Origin of the sequence: Novosphingobium sp. PP1Y, from assembly GCF_000253255.1 — a bacterium.
GTDB lineage: Bacteria > Pseudomonadota > Alphaproteobacteria > Sphingomonadales > Sphingomonadaceae > Novosphingobium.
Map to the genome: position 1 here is coordinate 891,545 of NC_015580.1, position 16,120 is coordinate 907,664.

The 16,120-nt window shown below is 65.0% G+C and carries 19 protein-coding genes and 1 riboswitch; of the genes, 11 read left to right on the forward strand and 8 right to left on the reverse strand.

The window, feature by feature from the left end; all coding sequences use genetic code 11:
* The first annotated feature begins 61 nt into the window (after positions 1–61).
* Both PP1Y_RS10295 and PP1Y_RS10300 read left to right on the forward strand, forming a co-directional pair.
* On the forward strand, positions 62–610 hold the full coding sequence (locus PP1Y_RS10295; RefSeq protein WP_232512607.1) for a GNAT family N-acetyltransferase: 549 nt from the start codon (positions 62–64) through the stop codon (positions 608–610).
* An 84-nt stretch (positions 611–694) separates the two neighbouring features.
* Entirely contained in the window at positions 695–1,540 is an 846-nt protein-coding gene (locus tag PP1Y_RS10300) for a MipA/OmpV family protein (protein WP_013832174.1), read from the forward strand.
* 21 nt (positions 1,541–1,561) lie between these two features.
* Here the strand turns inward: PP1Y_RS10300 and PP1Y_RS10305 are convergent, their stop codons facing one another.
* Positions 1,562–2,149, reverse strand: a complete 588-nt coding sequence (locus PP1Y_RS10305; protein WP_013832175.1) for a uracil-DNA glycosylase family protein — start codon at positions 2,147–2,149, stop codon at positions 1,562–1,564.
* Positions 2,150–2,275: 126 nt separating this feature from the next.
* Between PP1Y_RS10305 and PP1Y_RS10310 the strand changes: the two genes are divergently transcribed.
* Both PP1Y_RS10310 and PP1Y_RS10315 read left to right on the forward strand, forming a co-directional pair.
* A complete protein-coding gene (locus PP1Y_RS10310; protein ID WP_013832176.1) occupies positions 2,276–3,916 on the forward strand; it encodes a DUF4261 domain-containing protein in 1,641 nt (546 codons plus the stop codon).
* A gap of 144 nt (positions 3,917–4,060) precedes the next feature.
* Positions 4,061–4,459, forward strand: coding sequence for a hypothetical protein (locus PP1Y_RS10315; RefSeq protein WP_013832177.1), 399 nt, complete (start codon positions 4,061–4,063; stop codon positions 4,457–4,459).
* Between the two features lie 6 nt (positions 4,460–4,465).
* Here the strand turns inward: PP1Y_RS10315 and PP1Y_RS10320 are convergent, their stop codons facing one another.
* Positions 4,466–5,086: an SOS response-associated peptidase family protein gene (locus tag PP1Y_RS10320; protein WP_041558755.1), complete on the reverse strand. Its 621-nt coding sequence runs from the start codon at positions 5,084–5,086 to the stop codon at positions 4,466–4,468.
* Between the two features lie 51 nt (positions 5,087–5,137).
* A riboswitch (TPP riboswitch) is annotated at positions 5,138–5,245 on the forward strand.
* Between the two features lie 39 nt (positions 5,246–5,284).
* On the opposite strand from PP1Y_RS10320, the gene thiC reads away from it, so the two are divergent.
* The 5 genes from thiC (at position 5,285) to PP1Y_RS10345 (ending at position 9,074) form a co-directional block, all read left to right on the forward strand.
* A complete protein-coding gene (gene thiC, locus PP1Y_RS10325; RefSeq protein ID WP_013832178.1) occupies positions 5,285–7,153 on the forward strand; it encodes a phosphomethylpyrimidine synthase ThiC in 1,869 nt (622 codons plus the stop codon).
* Positions 7,154–7,243: 90 nt separating this feature from the next.
* Complete coding sequence (locus PP1Y_RS10330; protein ID WP_232512609.1) at positions 7,244–7,615, forward strand: DOPA 4,5-dioxygenase family protein; 372 nt, start codon at positions 7,244–7,246, stop codon at positions 7,613–7,615.
* Between the two features lie 77 nt (positions 7,616–7,692).
* Positions 7,693–8,013 (forward strand): antibiotic biosynthesis monooxygenase, encoded by a 321-nt coding sequence (locus PP1Y_RS10335; RefSeq protein ID WP_013832180.1) that lies wholly within the window; start codon positions 7,693–7,695, stop codon positions 8,011–8,013.
* 145 nt (positions 8,014–8,158) lie between these two features.
* Positions 8,159–8,560: a DUF4440 domain-containing protein gene (locus PP1Y_RS10340; RefSeq protein WP_013832181.1), complete on the forward strand. Its 402-nt coding sequence runs from the start codon at positions 8,159–8,161 to the stop codon at positions 8,558–8,560.
* Positions 8,561–8,672: 112 nt separating this feature from the next.
* Positions 8,673–9,074, forward strand: coding sequence for a hypothetical protein (locus PP1Y_RS10345; RefSeq protein WP_013832182.1), 402 nt, complete (start codon positions 8,673–8,675; stop codon positions 9,072–9,074).
* A gap of 119 nt (positions 9,075–9,193) precedes the next feature.
* Here PP1Y_RS10345 and PP1Y_RS10350 read toward each other — a convergent pair whose 3' ends face one another.
* Positions 9,194–9,466, reverse strand: coding sequence for a hypothetical protein (locus PP1Y_RS10350; RefSeq protein WP_013832183.1), 273 nt, complete (start codon positions 9,464–9,466; stop codon positions 9,194–9,196).
* Between the two features lie 312 nt (positions 9,467–9,778).
* Here PP1Y_RS10350 and PP1Y_RS10355 point away from each other — a divergent pair, with 312 nt between their 5' ends.
* Entirely contained in the window at positions 9,779–10,234 is a 456-nt protein-coding gene (locus PP1Y_RS10355) for a COG3650 family protein (protein WP_013832184.1), read from the forward strand.
* Here the strand turns inward: PP1Y_RS10355 and PP1Y_RS10360 are convergent.
* Both PP1Y_RS10360 and PP1Y_RS10365 read right to left on the reverse strand, forming a co-directional pair.
* Positions 10,231–10,770, reverse strand: coding sequence for a hypothetical protein (locus tag PP1Y_RS10360; RefSeq protein WP_148274942.1), 540 nt, complete (start codon positions 10,768–10,770; stop codon positions 10,231–10,233). The genes PP1Y_RS10355 and PP1Y_RS10360 overlap by 4 nt on opposite strands.
* A 78-nt stretch (positions 10,771–10,848) precedes the next feature.
* Positions 10,849–11,277 (reverse strand): OsmC family protein, encoded by a 429-nt coding sequence (locus PP1Y_RS10365; protein ID WP_013832186.1) that lies wholly within the window; start codon positions 11,275–11,277, stop codon positions 10,849–10,851.
* Between the two features lie 953 nt (positions 11,278–12,230).
* Between PP1Y_RS10365 and PP1Y_RS10370 the strand changes: the two genes are divergently transcribed.
* Positions 12,231–12,437, forward strand: a complete 207-nt coding sequence (locus PP1Y_RS10370) for a Rieske 2Fe-2S domain-containing protein (RefSeq protein ID WP_158511843.1) — start codon at positions 12,231–12,233, stop codon at positions 12,435–12,437.
* Positions 12,438–12,452: 15 nt separating this feature from the next.
* Here the strand turns inward: PP1Y_RS10370 and PP1Y_RS10375 are convergent, their stop codons facing one another.
* From PP1Y_RS10375 to PP1Y_RS10385, 3 genes are all read right to left on the reverse strand, one after another.
* Positions 12,453–13,553 (reverse strand): TrkA family potassium uptake protein, encoded by a 1,101-nt coding sequence (locus tag PP1Y_RS10375; RefSeq protein WP_013832187.1) that lies wholly within the window; start codon positions 13,551–13,553, stop codon positions 12,453–12,455.
* Between the two features lie 67 nt (positions 13,554–13,620).
* The gene (locus tag PP1Y_RS10380; protein ID WP_013832188.1) at positions 13,621–14,061 is read right to left on the reverse strand and encodes a cupin domain-containing protein; all 441 of its coding nucleotides are present in this window, start codon (positions 14,059–14,061) and stop codon (positions 13,621–13,623) included.
* Between the two features lie 19 nt (positions 14,062–14,080).
* Positions 14,081–15,667 (reverse strand): GMC family oxidoreductase, encoded by a 1,587-nt coding sequence (locus PP1Y_RS10385; protein WP_013832189.1) that lies wholly within the window; start codon positions 15,665–15,667, stop codon positions 14,081–14,083.
* Positions 15,668–16,120 lie beyond the last annotated feature (453 nt).

Genomic DNA, 16,120 nt, shown 5'->3' on the forward strand with positions numbered 1-16,120 from the left:
TTTAGGGACAGCGTGACTTTACCGCAACTTGGCATGATTGCTGCTTTGCGGCATGTTCAGGATGATGGACGATGAACTGAACGTCTGCGAAGCGACGCCGGCCGATGCCGGGGGCATAGCAGAGATCTATGCGCATTATGTGCTGGAAAGCACCGCGACCTTCGAAACCGAGCCTCCCGATGAGGCCGAGATCGCGCGTCGTCTCTCCGACATCGTCGATGCCGGCTATCCCGTTCTGGTCACCCGCGATGCGGGCGGGCGGGTGCTGGGTGTCGGCTATGCCCATCGCTACGGGCCGCGCGTGGGTTATCGCTACAGCGTGGAGACCACCATCTTCGTGCGCCCTGACAGTCTGGGCCGCGGCATCGGCGGGCGGATGCTGACCGCGCTTGTCGAGGAATGCGAAAGACGCGGGTTCCGGCAGGCGTTCGCGGTTATCGCCGCCAGCGAGCCGGCTTCGGTTGTCCTTCATGCCCGGGCAGGCTATCGGCCGGTGGGAACACTGGCGGGCGCCGGCTGGAAGCATGGGCAGTGGCTCGATGTCTTCGTGATGCAGCGACAGCTTGGCGAGGGGGCGGACAGCCTCCCCGGTGAGGTCCCGCCAGAGTAGCATCGGTTTCGGATGTAATATTGACGCCCCCATGAAACATCGGGCGTAACTATGCGTTGCGAAAGCGAAATTGGAGGGAAACCCATGAATATTTCGCGAAGCCTCGCGCTTCTGGTTACGGCCGCCGTTATTCCTGCGACGCCTGCTCTTGCCGACGAGGCGCAGGACCGGGAAGCCATGATGCGGGATCGCATCACGGTCGGCGTCGGCGCCATATATGGGCCGAGCTACGACGGTTCGGACGATTATGTCATCTCGCCGATCCCGATCGTGCAGGGGCGGGTGAAGGGCATCACCATCTCGCCGCGCCCGGCCGGTCTTGCCCTCGACGTCATTCCCGATGCGCCCGATGCCAAGATCGGCTTCGCGCTCGGCCCGGTGGCGACGATCTCGCGCAATCGCGCCAACCAGATCAAGGACCCGGTCGTGCGCGCCGCCGGAAAGCTCGATACTGCGGTCGAACTTGGGGCCAGCGGGGGCGTTTCCGCCTATCGCCTGCTCAACCCTTACGATTCGCTCACCTTGGGTGCCGATGTGAAGTGGGACGTGGCCGGAGCCTATGGCGGCATGACCTGGGCGCCATCGATCACTTATATAACGCCGGTGAGCAAGGCGGCGCTGGTGACCCTGGCGCTCAGCGCCAAGCACATCGACGACGACTATGCCGATTACTACTATTCGGTCAGCCCGGCCCAGTCCAATGCGAGCGGCCTGCCGCAGTTCCAGGCGAAGGGCGGCTGGGAAAGCGTGAGCGCGACGATGCTCGTCGGCTACGATCTGTCCGGCGACTTGCGCGATGGCGGCTTCGCGCTGTTCTCGATCGCCAGCTACTCGCGCATGCTGGGCGATTCCAAGGATACGCCCTACACCTCGCTGCGCGGCGATGCCGATCAGTGGCTGGCCGGGCTGGGTGTCGCCTACAGCTTCTGACGATCAATCGGGTTCTGACGATCAATCGGCCAGGGCATCGTTGACCCGGCGGCGCAGGTCCGGCAGGACCACCTCCTCGAACCAGGGGTTCTTCGCCATCCACAGCCTGCTGCGCCAGGCCGGGTGGGGGAGGGGAAACCGGCCTTGGGGCGCATCCTGCCAGCGCCGCACCGCCTCGGTCAGGTTGGGCGCGAAGCCGCGCGGCAGATAAAGCTTCTGGGCATATTGTCCCACCAAGAGCATGAGGCGAACCTGCGGCAATCGGGCAAGCAGGCGGTCATGCCAGAGAGGCGCGCATTCCGGGCGCGGGGGCTTGTCGCCGCCGCTGGCCTTGCCCGGATAGCAGAACCCCGAAGGCATGTGCGCGACCCGTGCGGGATCGTAGAAGACATCGCGCGTCATCCCCGTCCAGTCGCGCAGGCGATCGCCGCTCTCGTCGTCCCAGGGGCGGCCGCTGGCGTGGACCTTGCTGCCCGGTGCCTGCCCGATCACCACGATGCGCGCACTTTCCCCGGCCTGCACGACAGGACGCGGCTCGTGGCCCAGCGCCTTTTCACAGACGCGGCAGGCCGCGATTTCGGACAGGAGATCTTCGAGCGCTTGCGACATTCCCTGCATGGATGGGGTTCGCACTGCAGCTGCGCAATATTTTTCCCCGTCAATTTGCGGTACCCGGTCTTAACCAATGCGGCGTAGGACTCGCCGTCTGGACAGCTCAGGAAGAAAGGGAGAGGCATGATGGTCACGGTCATCCTCAGCGCCCGGCCCAGCCTTCCCGCGGGCGAGTTGCGCACGCAGCTCATGCGGGCCGCGCCCAGGTTCGGCTGGACCTGCGGCGATCATGACGATGGCAGCGCCCACTGCTCCACGTCATTTGGGCGCGAGGTCCTGCTGATCGGCCGCAGCGCCGGTGAAGTCGTGATCGTGCCGCTGCGCCAGCTGAACGACGAGTCGATTCCCGGCGCCCCGCGACAGGGTTGCGCCATCGTGATCGGGACACCGACGAGCGAGGATCAGGCGCTGTGCGATCAAATCGCCTGTGCGGTGGCCCTGGCCCTTGCAGAGACCGAGCCCGAGACCGCCGTCGCCCGCTTTGGCGAGGGCATGCCCTGGCTCGACGCCGAAGAAATCGCCTGGCTCGACCAGAAGGTGCATGACGGGCAAACCATCGCCGCGGCGCTGGGTGCACCGGCCATGCCGTGTCAGCCGGCTTGCCCGGGCGATGCGCACGCCGCAGCCGGGAGCGTCGATCTGGCCGAATTGCCATACGATGACCTTCTGCCCCACCAGCGCTCGGAGCGACTGGGCTTCGACATCGTCGGGCTGGCCGAGATCGAGGCCGGAATTGCCGAGGCCATGTCAGATGACCCGTCCGAGCACCTCGCGCGCCTGCTGGACCAGTCGCTGCCTCCTCCCTTCTTCCGAGAACTGCCTCGGCGCGATCGCCTGCCGACGATCGTCCCGCTCTTCGCGACGCATGGTCTCGACATAGACTGGGATATGCTGGCCGAGAGCCTCGCCTCGATCGATGACGAAGGCGAGTGGCAGGTTGCTGCCCAAGGACCCGACCGTGGCCGGATCACCGGCCGCGGCTGCGCGATTTCGATATCGCATTCGCCCGCGCCTCTGCCCGCGTGGATGGTGGAGCGCGCGCTCTATCGCAGCTTCTGGTGCGAACCGGGCGAGGGACTGCGGAACCTGCGCCGTCATGCCGGACATGCCGTCATCGCCTGCGACCTCGACACCGAGGTCGGCGAGTTCGTGGACATCCGGCAAAGCGCCAAGGTCATGGCGATGGTGCTGGCCGTGGTGGCGCAAGGGGCATTGGCGCAGGAGGCCTTTTGCGGTGTCTATCTCCCGGCCCATTCGTGCGCCTACACTGCCGGGGACCTGCCTGCCCTTGTCAGTCCCCTTGCCAATGACGAAGTGCCGATGCGCCTGTTCCTCTGGACAGCGTTCCATTCGACCGAGGCGGACGCGGTATCCCTGTCCACCGCGGGAATGCTGCCTTTCGTCGGCCGCGAGGTGGAGGCCTGGAACGCGCCGGGAACTCTCGATTTCGTCGCCGAAAAGCTGAATGACGTCATGCGCTACCTGCTGACCGAGGGGCCGGTGATCCGCCACGGCGATACCTTCGGCGACGATGCGGGCGACCTGTCGGTGCGGATCTGGCACGATGAAAGGGCGGAGCCTTCGCGCCAGAATCCGGTGCCGGTGCTGCTGATGGAACTGGCAGGCCCGCCGGGTTCGAGCGTGCCTCATCCCGACCCGGTGCCCGGCACATGGCCCGCCACGATCCTGCACAGCCGCCAGCCACCGATCGGCTTCGCCGCGCCGCGCCGGGTGCCCGGCGGTTTCGGCCGCAAGGGGCTGTAACGCCCTCCTGTCCGGCTTCCGTTGCGGCCCAGCGGACACCCGGCTCAAGGGCCTTCGGATCATGCCAAGTCATTGATGCCTTTACTGTGCTCCGGTCGAGGTCCATCGTACTGGCGGGATCGGCTTTTGGGATGGAGGATTTGAATGCCCGATCTATCGCTTGCGCCGGCCTGGACCGCGCTGTTCCTGGGCCTGTTTGCGCTCTTCGCTGGGATCGGTGAGCTGCGGCAGGCCGGCCACTGGCAGAAAATGCTGGAGGAAATCGGCGCTTCGCCCGCACTCCAGCTGATCGCGGCGGTGCTGGAGCTGTTCCTTGGCGCGGCCATCTACATCGTCAATCCCTGGGCTTCGACTGACTGGCTGTCGGGTGCGATGAGCGTGCTGGGCGGGCTGATGATCATCGAGGCGCTGGTCGTGCTGGCCTTCTCGGACGTCTACATGGCCTTCTGGCTGCGCCGGTTCGGGCCCATGTCGAAACTCTGGGCCTGGCTTTCGATCCTGATCGGCATAACAGGGATCGCGGTTGCCATTCCGCACTTCTGAGCGCGGCTAGCCGCGCTCACGCATGAGCGATGACGAATAGGGGGCGACCAGCGCCTTCGCCCGGTCCCATCCGCCGTTGAGCCACAGGTCGAGGGCTTCCGGGCCCGGTGGCAGGATTACCGGCATCGAATCGCGTCCGGCGAAGCGCAGGGCGGCGTTGGGCTCGCATGTCAGCAGCGCGAAGCCCGGGATTTCGCTGTCCTTCCAAACCGCGGCCATTGCGAAGATCGGCTGATCTTCCAGTGCGAACCAGCACTGGCGACGCTTGCCTTCCCGGTCGCGGGTGGCGCCCCATTCCATGAAGGCAGTGCAGGGTACCACGCAACGAAACTCGCTGTTCCTGAGATTGCCGATCCAGAACGGGCTTTCGAGATTGCGCACCGAGAGGATGCCGTGGCGCGGGGCGTCGTGGACCGAGGGCGGCGGCGGCACGCCCCACAGGCGCGGCACCATGCGGCGCGGCTGCCTGCCTGAAGGGCGCGGCCCCGCGATCATTTCCCGCCCGGCGGTGATGACCGGTGCAAACTGGCCCGGCGCGACATGGCCACCGGCCCAGGGGTCGTCGTTCGCGCGGGCGCCGAACTGGCGTGCAACCGCCTGTGCAGGCGCGTCGAGGCGATAAAGCATGGGCATGTCTTGCAGGGTCCCTAGACGGACGCACCGCACCCGTCTATTGTCCGCCCACCCCCGGGGAGCCAGCAAGGCTGAGAGTTGTGGGTATGCTCCACAAGACCCGTTGAACCTGAACCCGTTAGCACGGGCGGAGGGAGTGGACAGCCGCATCGGCACATCCGCGCCCTATCCGCTCACTGGAGAGAAGCGCTTATGGCCGACATCAATTCCAAGCTGGAAATCGGCGTAACCACCGGGCCCATCCGCGGCTCGAAGAAGATCTACGTCCCGGCCCAGTCGAACCCCTCGGTCAAGGTCGCCATGCGCGAGATTTATTTCGAACCCTCGAGCGGCGAGCCGCCGGTGCGCGTCTATGATACCTCGGGCCCCTACACCGATCCCGACGCGGCAATCGACATTGCCGCCGGCCTGCCTGCGCTGCGCCGCGAGTGGCAGCTCGCCCGCGGCGACGTGGAGGAATACGCGCCGCGCGAAGTGAAGCCGGAAGACAACGGCCAGCTCGGTCCGGATCGTTCGGGCGGCGTGCCCCCGTTCCCGACCGCGCTGCGCAAGCCCCTGCGCGCCAAGGCCGGCAAGAACCTCTCGCAGATGCATTACGCCCGCCAGGGCATCATCACGCCCGAGATGGAATATGTCGCCGAGCGCGAGAATCTGGGCCGGGCGCGCCTTGCCGAGTACAACCGCTCGGGCGAGAGCTTCGGCGCCTCGATCCCCGACTATGTGACGCCCGAGTTCGTGCGGGACGAAGTGGCGCGCGGCCGTGCGATCATCCCTTCGAACGTCAATCACCCGGAAAGCGAGCCGATGGCCATCGGTCGCAACTTCTTGGTCAAGATCAACGCCAACATCGGCAATTCGGCGGTCGCCTCGGACGTTGCCAGCGAAGTCGACAAGATGGTCTGGTCGATCCGCTGGGGCGCGGATACCGTCATGGACCTTTCGACCGGGCGCAACATCCACGACACGCGCGAATGGATTATCCGCAACAGCCCGGTTCCGATCGGCACCGTGCCGATCTACCAGGCGCTGGAAAAGGTCGGGGGCATTGCCGAGGAACTGACCTGGGAGATCTTCCGCGACACCCTGATCGAACAGGCAGAGCAGGGCGTCGACTACTTCACGATCCACGCCGGCGTGCGCCTGCCCTACATCCCGCTGGCAGCCAAGCGCATGACCGGCATCGTCAGCCGTGGCGGTTCGATCATGGCCAAGTGGTGCCTTGCCCACCACAAGGAGTCGTTCCTCTACGAGAACTTCGACGAGATCACCGAGATCATGAAGGCCTACGACATCGCCTACTCGCTCGGTGATGGCCTGCGTCCCGGCTCGATCTACGACGCCAACGACGAGGCGCAGTTCGCCGAGCTCTATACGCTGGGTGAACTGACCAAGAAGGCCTGGGAGCAGGACGTCCAGGTCATGATCGAAGGCCCCGGCCACGTGCCGATGCACAAGATCAAGGAGAACATGGAAAAGCAGCTGGAAGGCTGCGGCGAAGCCCCGTTCTACACGCTTGGGCCGCTCACGACCGACATCGCGCCGGGCTACGACCACATCACCAGCGGCATCGGCGCGGCCCAGATCGGTTGGTACGGCACGGCGATGCTCTGCTACGTCACGCCCAAGGAGCACCTCGGCCTGCCCGACCGCGACGACGTGAAGGTCGGCGTGGTCACCTACAAGCTGGCGGCCCACGCGGCGGACCTTGCCAAGGGCCACCCTGCTGCGCAGGTGCGCGACGATGCCCTGTCGAAGGCCCGTTTCGAGTTCCGCTGGCGCGACCAGTTCAACCTCAGCCTCGATCCGGACACGGCAGAGCAATACCACGACCAGACGCTTCCGGCCGAAGGCGCCAAGACCGCGCACTTCTGCTCGATGTGCGGGCCCAAGTTCTGCTCGATGAAGATCAGCCAGGAAGTGCGCGACTTCGCCGCCAAGCAGAACCAGCCGAGCACCGGGTTCCTTGCCGCTGACGAAGCGGAAAAGGGCATGGAAGAGATGTCCAAGGTCTACAAGGAAAAGGGCAACGAACTGTACCTGCCCGCTGACGAGGCCGAGTAACCGTCGCCGGTTTCCAGCGTCTATTCTGGGCGTGACGAAGGGGCCGGGATTGCATGATGACCAGGAGCCATGGGCGGGAAAGTCCCGCCCATGGCTCTTGACCGGCGGACGGACAGTGCCCAGCTACGCGCGATGAACCGGCCCGATGTCTTTCACGCCCATATTTATTTCGACCCTGCCGAACTGGAGCAGGCCCAGGCGCTTGCCGAGCGGGTCCGTGTGCGCTTCGGCGTGAAAGTCGGCCGCTTCCACCAGCGTCCGGTCGGGCCGCATCCTCGCGGCAGCTGCCAGTTGACCGTTCCGGGTGAGGTCTTTGGCGACTTCACCACCTGGGCCGCCGTAAACCGCGGGGCGTTGACGATTTTCGGCCACGCAGAAACCGGCAACGACCTGATCGACCATACCAGCCACGTCGTCTGGTTCGGCCCCTCCGAGGAACTCAACCTTTCGCAGTTCATGTAGGGCTGGCAACCCATGCGGGCCTGCCTGCGTTGCCTTGATGAATGTGCCGCGCGGCAGCAGGAAGAGAGGAGCCCGCCATGTTCGTCGCCGCCTACTGGTGGAAAGTCCATCCCGGCAAGGAAGAGCAGTTCCGGGCAGCCTGGCGCCGCGGAACGGCGCTCATCCGCGAAAAGTACGGCTCGCTCGGTTCGCGCCTCCACTACGAAGCCGAAACGGGCCGCTTTATCGGCGTTGCCGAGTGGCCCGACCGCGAGACCTGGCAGCGGGCCTTCGATGCGCGGATGGTCTATGACGAGCCGGATACCCGCGCCGCGTTCGTCGATGCCATCGGTGATTGGGCGGAGGAGCCGCTGTTGCTGATGGAGGTCACCGACGATCTGCTCGAGCGCGAAGACTAGGGCTGTCGGCGGACCCGGCCGCAGGCCGGTGAAAGCCTGGAGCTACCCGCAATCCCTTCGCAAAAAGGCGCGGATAGGCAGCGCCCGGCAAATTGCGCGCGGCGCGTAAAGCGTTATGCATCGCAGCGGGCCGCAAAGGGATGTCATGAACCAGTTTGCCAATTCCGCCGCCGAACTTGCCGTGCGCACACGACGTGCTGCCTTCAATCATGCGATCGAAAATGGCGACCTGGCTGCCATTGCGCCCATCCTCGGGCGCGACTGCGTGATGGTGACTGGATCGGACAGTGCCGTGATTTCGGGCCGCAACGCCCAGCTCAAGGTCTGGAAGCGCGAGTTCGCGAGCCCGGCCCGGGCGATCTACACGCGCACGCCGGACCGGGTGGTCGTTTCCGCAGTCGAGCCGATCGCGCTGGAGTATGGGCGCTGGCAAGGCCTGGAGGACCGTTCGGGCAAGTCGCTGGGCAGCGGTAACTACACCGCGAAATGGCGCGAAGTGCTGGGCGAGTGGGTCATCGTGGCGGAGATCTACGTCACCCTCGCGTGAATCGGCGGGCGCAGTCGCTTAACTTCGACAGCTAACGACCGTTTTCATCTTCAGGACGGCGGCTCTGCAGGGCCGGGCCGTCAGGTTGAAGATCGCGAAAACAGGTACGGCAATGCTCAGCAAGATGAACGCTTCGGTCCCACTCGCCCAGTGCTGGTACTTGCGCAAACATGTGCCGGCGGGCCGCAGGCACCGCGAGGACGACGGGGTGCTGCACTGCACCTGCCGCTATTGCCAGCGCCCGATCAAGTCGCGCGGGGGTAAGATCTGGGATCTTGCCGAGGGTTTCGACCTCGATGCCCTCGCCGAGGCCGGCCGCAACCGGCACTTCAGCGTCGTGGACGTGATCGATGACATGGTAATTGCCCGTTATCCCATCGACCGCGAGGCCAGCGACGAGGATGTCGCGGAGCTCTTGGCAAACATCTGCGAGAAGCATGGGGTCGAGGACGCTGCGGGCGCGATCGAAGTGCGCCTGGTGCAAGGGCAGGGCGGTACGCGCCGGCTGCACTGACCCCGCGGGGCCCGATACCGCGACGCGCATGTGCATATACCAATAGAAAGGGCGCCAATCCCGGGGGATGGCGCCCTTTTCATGCTTGCCGTGCGGGCCTTGCGGCCAGCCGTGAAGGCTTACTTGAGCTTGGCGAGAGCCTGGTCGGCATCGGTGACCTTGAAGTTCACGGTGCGGTAGTTGTAGGTGCCGGTCACGCGTTCGCCCGAAACATAGAGGCGGAACGGCACGCCGCCCGAAGCGGTTCCCTTGATCACGGTAACGTCGCCCTTCTGCTCGGTGGTGTAGGCGTAGTCGACGCCTTCGTGCGAGAAGTTGCGGGCATCTTCGGCCTGAGCGGCAGCCGGAACGGCAACGAGGACGGCAGCGGCGGTGAGAACGGTCTTGAACATGGCAAAGTCCTTTCGTCGGAGTGCAGGAGTTTGCCTCGGGCACCCTTGTGTCTTGTTGCATTGCAGCATGTCGAGCTGAGCAGCGATTGGCAAATTCGATTGCTGCAGCCATTGTTGCAGTATTTGCAACTATCTGCACAATGACCTGATAAACGTGATTTTTCGCAGATCTTCGCCGATTTTTGCCTCTCTGCGGCGGAATTCGATGTTCGGCAGGTGAACAAGGATATGCTGCATGGGCGAGATGCCCGTTGCGAATCCCTCGTGCTGCAGATGCTTGCTAGACCGCGTGCGGCAGCGTAGGCCCCGGTCATGATCGGATCACGAGCCCTGTTCGTTGCCCGCCGGGGCCTGCTTGCCGCATCGCTGACGCTCGCCGCTTGCCAGCCGGGCGCATCCGACGTTCCGGGTGACAGCAACGATCACCGGCCATGGAATGGAATAGCCAAGGATGAGGTCGTCCACTTCATCGGTACGGAACCGTTCTGGGGCGGGAAGGCCGAAGGAACGAGCCTGACCTATACGACACCGGAAAATCCGGAAGGTGAAACGATCGCCGTTGCACGCTTTGCCGGTCGCGGGGGGCTCTCTCTCAGCGGTAGCCTCTCGGGCGGCGAAATGACGCTGGCAATCACGCCGGGCGAATGCAGCGACGGTATGTCCAGCGCAGACTATCCTTTTGGCGTAACCTTGCGCATTGGCGATGAGGTCCGTCAGGGTTGCGCATGGACCAGGAACAATCCCAGGACGGGTGGGGAGCGGGGTTAGAGCCCCTCGCTCAGGCGCGGTATCGAGATTGCCGCGGCGCTTGCGGTACGCGCGGCAGCAGCGACGGCGGCTTCAGCCCTGGTGTCCACCTTGACTTCGCGCATGGCGGCGCGCACCGGCTCGATGACGCGGTGCCCGGCGATGCCAGTCAGGGCCGGCTCGCCCTGCGTCGTCGCTTTGTCATCGTACGACACGGCATCGCGGTAATCTGCGTCCGGATCGCGGGTGTATGCGGTATATTGCATGGCATCGGCGCTGGCGCCTTCCAGCCAGTCGCGATCTTCATCCATCGACTGGCGGATTGGCGGGTAATAGGAAACGGCCCAGCGCGGCGTCGTGTCGGACGGGGGGCTGAGGTCCTCGGGTCCAGCCTCGACGTAGTACGTCGCTGCGGAAGGATTGAAGCGCACGCCGTAGCGATCGCGCCAGTCGGGCCCGAAGGCCGGCTTCATCGCCGTGGGGATCGTCGCGCCTGCCAGCGTTCCCAAGGTGACGGCGCCGAGCAGGGCGCCAAGGATCTGTGTCGTACCAGGCAACTCGCCGTCTCCGGTTGCCCCCCTCGAAAATCGGTAACGCGCCAGTGGCCGGAGCGTTCCGGCCACTGGCCTGCGGGCTCAGCCGGCCAGCGACTTCTCCAGCGTGACTTCGCAATTGAGCAGCTTGGAGATCGGGCAGTTGGCCTTGGCATCGTCGGCGATGCTCGCGAAGTCCTCCTGGCTGATGCCGGGGATCGTGGCGCTTAGCGAGAGTTCGGACTTTGTCACCTTGAAGCCCGCACCGTCCTTGTCGAGCGTCACCACGCAATTCGTCTCAAGTGTGCCGCCATCGTGGCCCGCCGATGCGAGCGCAAAGCTGGTTGCCATTGTGAAGCAGGCGGCATGGGCTGCGGCGATGAGTTCCTCGGGATTTGTCCCCGGCTGGCCTTCGAATCGCGTTCCGAAACCGTAAGGCTGGTCGCTCAGGACGCCGGAGCGGGTGCTGATCGCGCCCTTGCCGTTCTTGCCGAAGCCTTCGTAGCGCGCGGAAGCGGAATTGGTGGTCATGGCCGGGCCTTTCTTGCCGAGTGGACAGTACGGGCACGTAACGTAGACAAACCTGTGGATGTTCCCGTGTAAAACCGCAAAATGGGGCGCTGCAATCCATTGCGCAATGCAGCATCCGCAAGACGGTGGCGGTTTCGATCCTCAGCGGCAGCGGAGCGGGCCCAGTGAGCGAGTGCAAGTATGGCCGTTGCCGCAAGCCCCGCATATCCGGGAATCGCATGTGCGGGACCTCGCTACAACTGCGACCGAAAGGCCCTGCGCCTCGCGCGAAAACGTGCGCAAGAGTTCTGTCCCGTTGTTTTTGCGATGCAAAAAGGGATCGGATCGGCGATAATCCCATTGGGGACTTTTGCATTGCTTATGGCAATGTTATGTTCACCTTTACCAATAAGGCAGTCTGCTAAGACGGAATTGCCAGGGAAGAGGATGTCGTCTTGAAGCAATTCATGGCAGACCAAAGACAAGGCTTCGCTCCTGGTGTTGGCGCTCGGGCTATCGTGTCCGGCTGGATCACCGGGCCCGTGAGCCTGCAGCGATGACAGGCACCATTTCTACCAGCGACATATCGGTTCCCCGAGCAGACGATCTGGTCCTGCTCTCGGCATTGCCACTGTGCGCACCGGCCGGATTGCAGACCGGCGGGCAGCGGTTGGCGCTTGTGCCGGGTGCAGGGCAGATCGTCTATCGGGAAGTTCCGGCGCGTGCATGGCGTCGGAATACCGTGAGTCCAGATGCATAGGTCGGATACAAGCAGGTAACGCTGGTTCGATCGAAAACCCGCAGAGCCATTCGGGTCGCGCCGTAGGCCGAGGGAACGGGGAGAAGCGCAAGGCGTGGCAGGAAACTGCCGCGCCTTGTTGCGCTGGCGCAAAGTTTTCCTGCGCCGATGCCTTTATGTTGCTTTCATCGGGCCGGGCCGGACGCATCGGTCGGTAGCCCATCAGGGGATGGCAATGGCATTCGTGACGATGTTGGAAAATGCGACTCGGCAGGGCCGCCCGGTTGTTGCAGCCATGGGAGTGCAGGGCCTTGGCCTGGCCGTGGCGAAGTCGCGGGGCAGTCGCTTCGACGCGCAGCGCAAATGTCCGCATCTTGGCTTCGGGGTCTGTCGCGGCAGGTTGGAACGCGGCACGCTCACCTGCGAATTGCACCACGCCTAGCCGCGCGGCTTCCGGTCAGACGTAACCGCGCCCCATCTTGAAAGGCTGGCGTGGTTCGGTGAAGATCGAGCCCGCCGTCATCCGCGTGCCGCGCAGGACGAGCACGACCGTATCGCCCGCCTCGATGCGCGTATCCTCGGCAGGGTGGACGTAGCTCTGGCCATTGGGCCGGTCGATCTGGACGAGGAAGAACGCGCCGCAGGCCCGGCGCTCGGCTTCCCCGACCGTTGCCCCTGCCAGCGCCGACTTTTCCGGAACCGTCACCGCCTCGATCTCCAGCCCGAATTCGTGCAGGCCGCGCTTGAGATCGCGCACTTGCGGGGCTTCGCCCAGGAATCGCGACGTCGTGGGATAGACGATCATCTCGGCGATCCGTTCGGCCCCGATATGGGTGGGCAGCACCACCTTGTCGGCCCCGGCGTGGATCAGCTTGCCTTCGGTCGTGGGATATTCGCCGCGGGCGATGATTTCCATCCGCGGATTGAGGTTGCGGGCCGAGAGAGTGATGAAAACATTGAGCGCATCGTCGGGCAAGACTGTCGCCAGGACCCGGGCGCGTTCGATCCCCGCTGACTTGAGCGAGGCTTCATCGGTGGCATCGGCCTTGAGCGTCAGGTGTCCTGCCGCTTCGGCCTCGGCTATCTTGGCCGGGTTGCGGTCGACGATGATGAACGGGGTTCGTGCGCGTTGCAGCTCTATGGCAAGCTGCTTGCCGATGCGGCCGTAGCCGCAGACGATGGCGTGGTTGGTGAGGCGGTCGATCTGGCTTTGCATGCGGTCGATCCCGAGAATGTTGCGTATCTGGTAATGCGCGAAGACCTGGACGAGGGCACCGGTCAGCACGATCATGCCGGTGCAGCCCAGCACGATCGTCGCGATGTCGAGCGTGCGCAGCCAGGCGGTGTCGATCGGGTGGACTTCGCCGTAACCCACCGAGAAGATCGTGAGGATGACCATGTAGGCGGCGTCGCCGAAACTCCAGCCGGATGCGACGAAGCCTGCGGTGGCGAGCACGAAGACGGCGAGGACGAAGATCGCCGCGCGCACGAGGTTCTGCAGCGGCGAACCGAGTACGCGGCGGGCGGCCACGTCTATGCTGTCATACTCGCCTGCCATGCGGCCGGACCCCCGAAATTCCCCGACAAGGAGACTGCGCGAGCGGGCCGGACTTGTCCAGCGTCCGTCAGCTGCGTGGCGACCAGTCGGGCGGGGCCAGTTCGAAGCCCGAGAACTCGAATCCGGGCGCGACCACGCAGCTTGCCAGCGTCCAGCCGCCGATCGGCGCCGCCGCCTGCCAGAGGCCCGGCGGCACGAGGACCTGAGGCGCCTCGCCCGACAGGACATTGCCGCCCAGCACGGTCCGGCTGACAGGGCCGGCTTCATCGGGCGCCATCTCCAGCGTGAGCGGATGTCCGGCATGCCACAGCCACAGTTCGGCGGCATCGACGCGGTGCCAGTGGGAGCGCTGGCCTGCCTCGAGCAGGAAATGGATGGCCGTGGCACCAGCGCGCGTTCCAGGCGGGGCGTCGGCGCGCCAGGTCTCGCGGTACCAGCCGCCCTCCGGGTGCGGTTCAAGGCCGAGGCGCGCGACGATCTGCCCAGCGGTCGTATCGGCGTCGCTCATCTGTCGTGCTTCCCCTTCTTCAGGCCCGCGCGGCGGCGAGGATCATCGCGGCGCCCTTTTCGGCGATCATCATCGTGGGCGCATTGGTGTTGCCAGACGTGATCGTGGGCATGACCGATGCATCGATGACCCGCAGGCGATCAAGTCCGATAACGCGCAGCTCGGCATCGACGACCGAGCCCATCGCCGCGGTACCGACCGGGTGGAAGATGGTCGTGCCGATGTCGCCTGCCGCGCGCTGCAGGTCTTCCTCGCTCTGGTAGGCGGCGCCGGGGCGCACTTCCTCGGGGTTGTAGCGGGCAAGGGCGGGCTGCGCGACGATGCCGCGGGTCACGCGGATGGCCTGGGCTGCGACGCGGCGGTCTTCCTCGGTTGACAGGTAGTTGGGGCGGATACCCGGCGCCTCGGCCGGATCGGCGCTGGCGATCCGGGTTGTTCCGCGGCTCTCGGGGCGCAGGTTGCATACGCTGGCGGTGAAGGCGGGGAAGGGGTCCAGCGCGCCGCCGAAGGCTTCGAGGCTGAGCGGCTGGACGTGATATTCCAGGTTGGCCGTGGCGTAGCGCGCGTCGCTTTTCGCGAAGGCGCCCAACTGGCTGGGAGCCATCGCCATGGGGCCGGTGCGGCGCAGGACATATTCCAGCCCGATCAGCGCCTTGCCGAACAGATTGGCGGCGCGCTGGTTGAGCGTGGCCACGCCCGAGACTTTCCAGGCGCAGCGCAGTTGCAGGTGGTCCTGCAGGTTGCCGCCGACTTCCGGGCGGTCGACGAGCGGGGCGATGCCCAGCGCAGACAGGTGGGCTGCATCGCCGATGCCGCTGCGCTCGAGTATCGCGGGTGAGCCGATTGCGCCTGCCGCCAGCACGACTTCGCCGCGCGCCCTGGCCGTGCGCTGCTCGCCGCCGACGCAATAGGCGATACCGACCGCGCGTCCGTCCTCGACGATCACCTTGTCGACGAGGGCACCGGTCTCGATCTTGAGGTTCGCGCGTGAGCGTACCGGACGCAGGAAGGCGTCGGCAGCGCTCCAGCGCCAGCCCTTGCGCTGGGTAACCTGGAAGAAGCCCGCGCCTTCATTGTCGCCGCGATTGAAGTCGTCCACGGCGGCGATCCCGTATTCGCTGCACGCCTGTTGGAACGCCTCGAGGATCTTCCAGCGCAGGCGTTGCTTCTCCACGCGGAGTTCCCCGCCGCTGCCGTGGTATGCGCTGGGCCCTTCGAAGTGGTCCTCGGCCTGCTTGAAGTAGGGCAGTACCTCGTCCCACCCCCAGCCGGAGTTGCCGGCCTGCCGCCAACCGTCATAGTCGGCTGCCTGTCCGCGCATGTAGATCATGCCATTGATCGAGGAGCAGCCGCCTAGGACGCGCCCGCGCGGATACTTCAGCATGCGTCCGTTGAGGCCCGCCTCGGCTTGCGTCGACATGCACCAGTCGGTTCGCGGGTTGCCGATGCAATAGAGGTAGCCCACCGGGACGCGGATCCAGATGTAGTCGTCCTTGCCGCCTGCTTCGAGCAGGAGGACGCGGTTTCCCGGGTCCGTACTCAGGCGATTGGCAAGCACGCAACCGGCGCTGCCGCCACCGACGATGATGTAGTCGAACTCTCCCATGGCCTCGCAGTTAAGCTGTTCGACCGCTGCGATCTACCGGCAAAGTGTGTAGCTGGCTGCGATCCGGGCGATCTTGGCCGTTCCGGTATTGTCGGATTTCTTTACGGTGACGGAAAGCTAACAGTATGCAGGTGATGTTAAGCGCAAACCTTGCGTATTCCAGCTGCTTCCGTTCCTGTTAACACTTCTGCAAGGGATTGTACCTAATCCTTCGGCGTGCAGGGGGATGGCGGCCATGTCGCCATTTTTGACAGAAGCCGCTGGCGCTCGGGGACGAAGCTTTGTCGGGGGGTAAAGCTTCGGTCCGGGGGGATCGCGATCGCTGAGATCGCGTTCGGCATCCGCCTCCGCCGGCGGCTTCTTCCCCTGTAGGCTTCAATCGAACAGACTCCAATATTTGCCGGGGCTTGTGCTTTGCGGCGCGATCGCGTCTGTTCGCGGCATTCTTCGGTC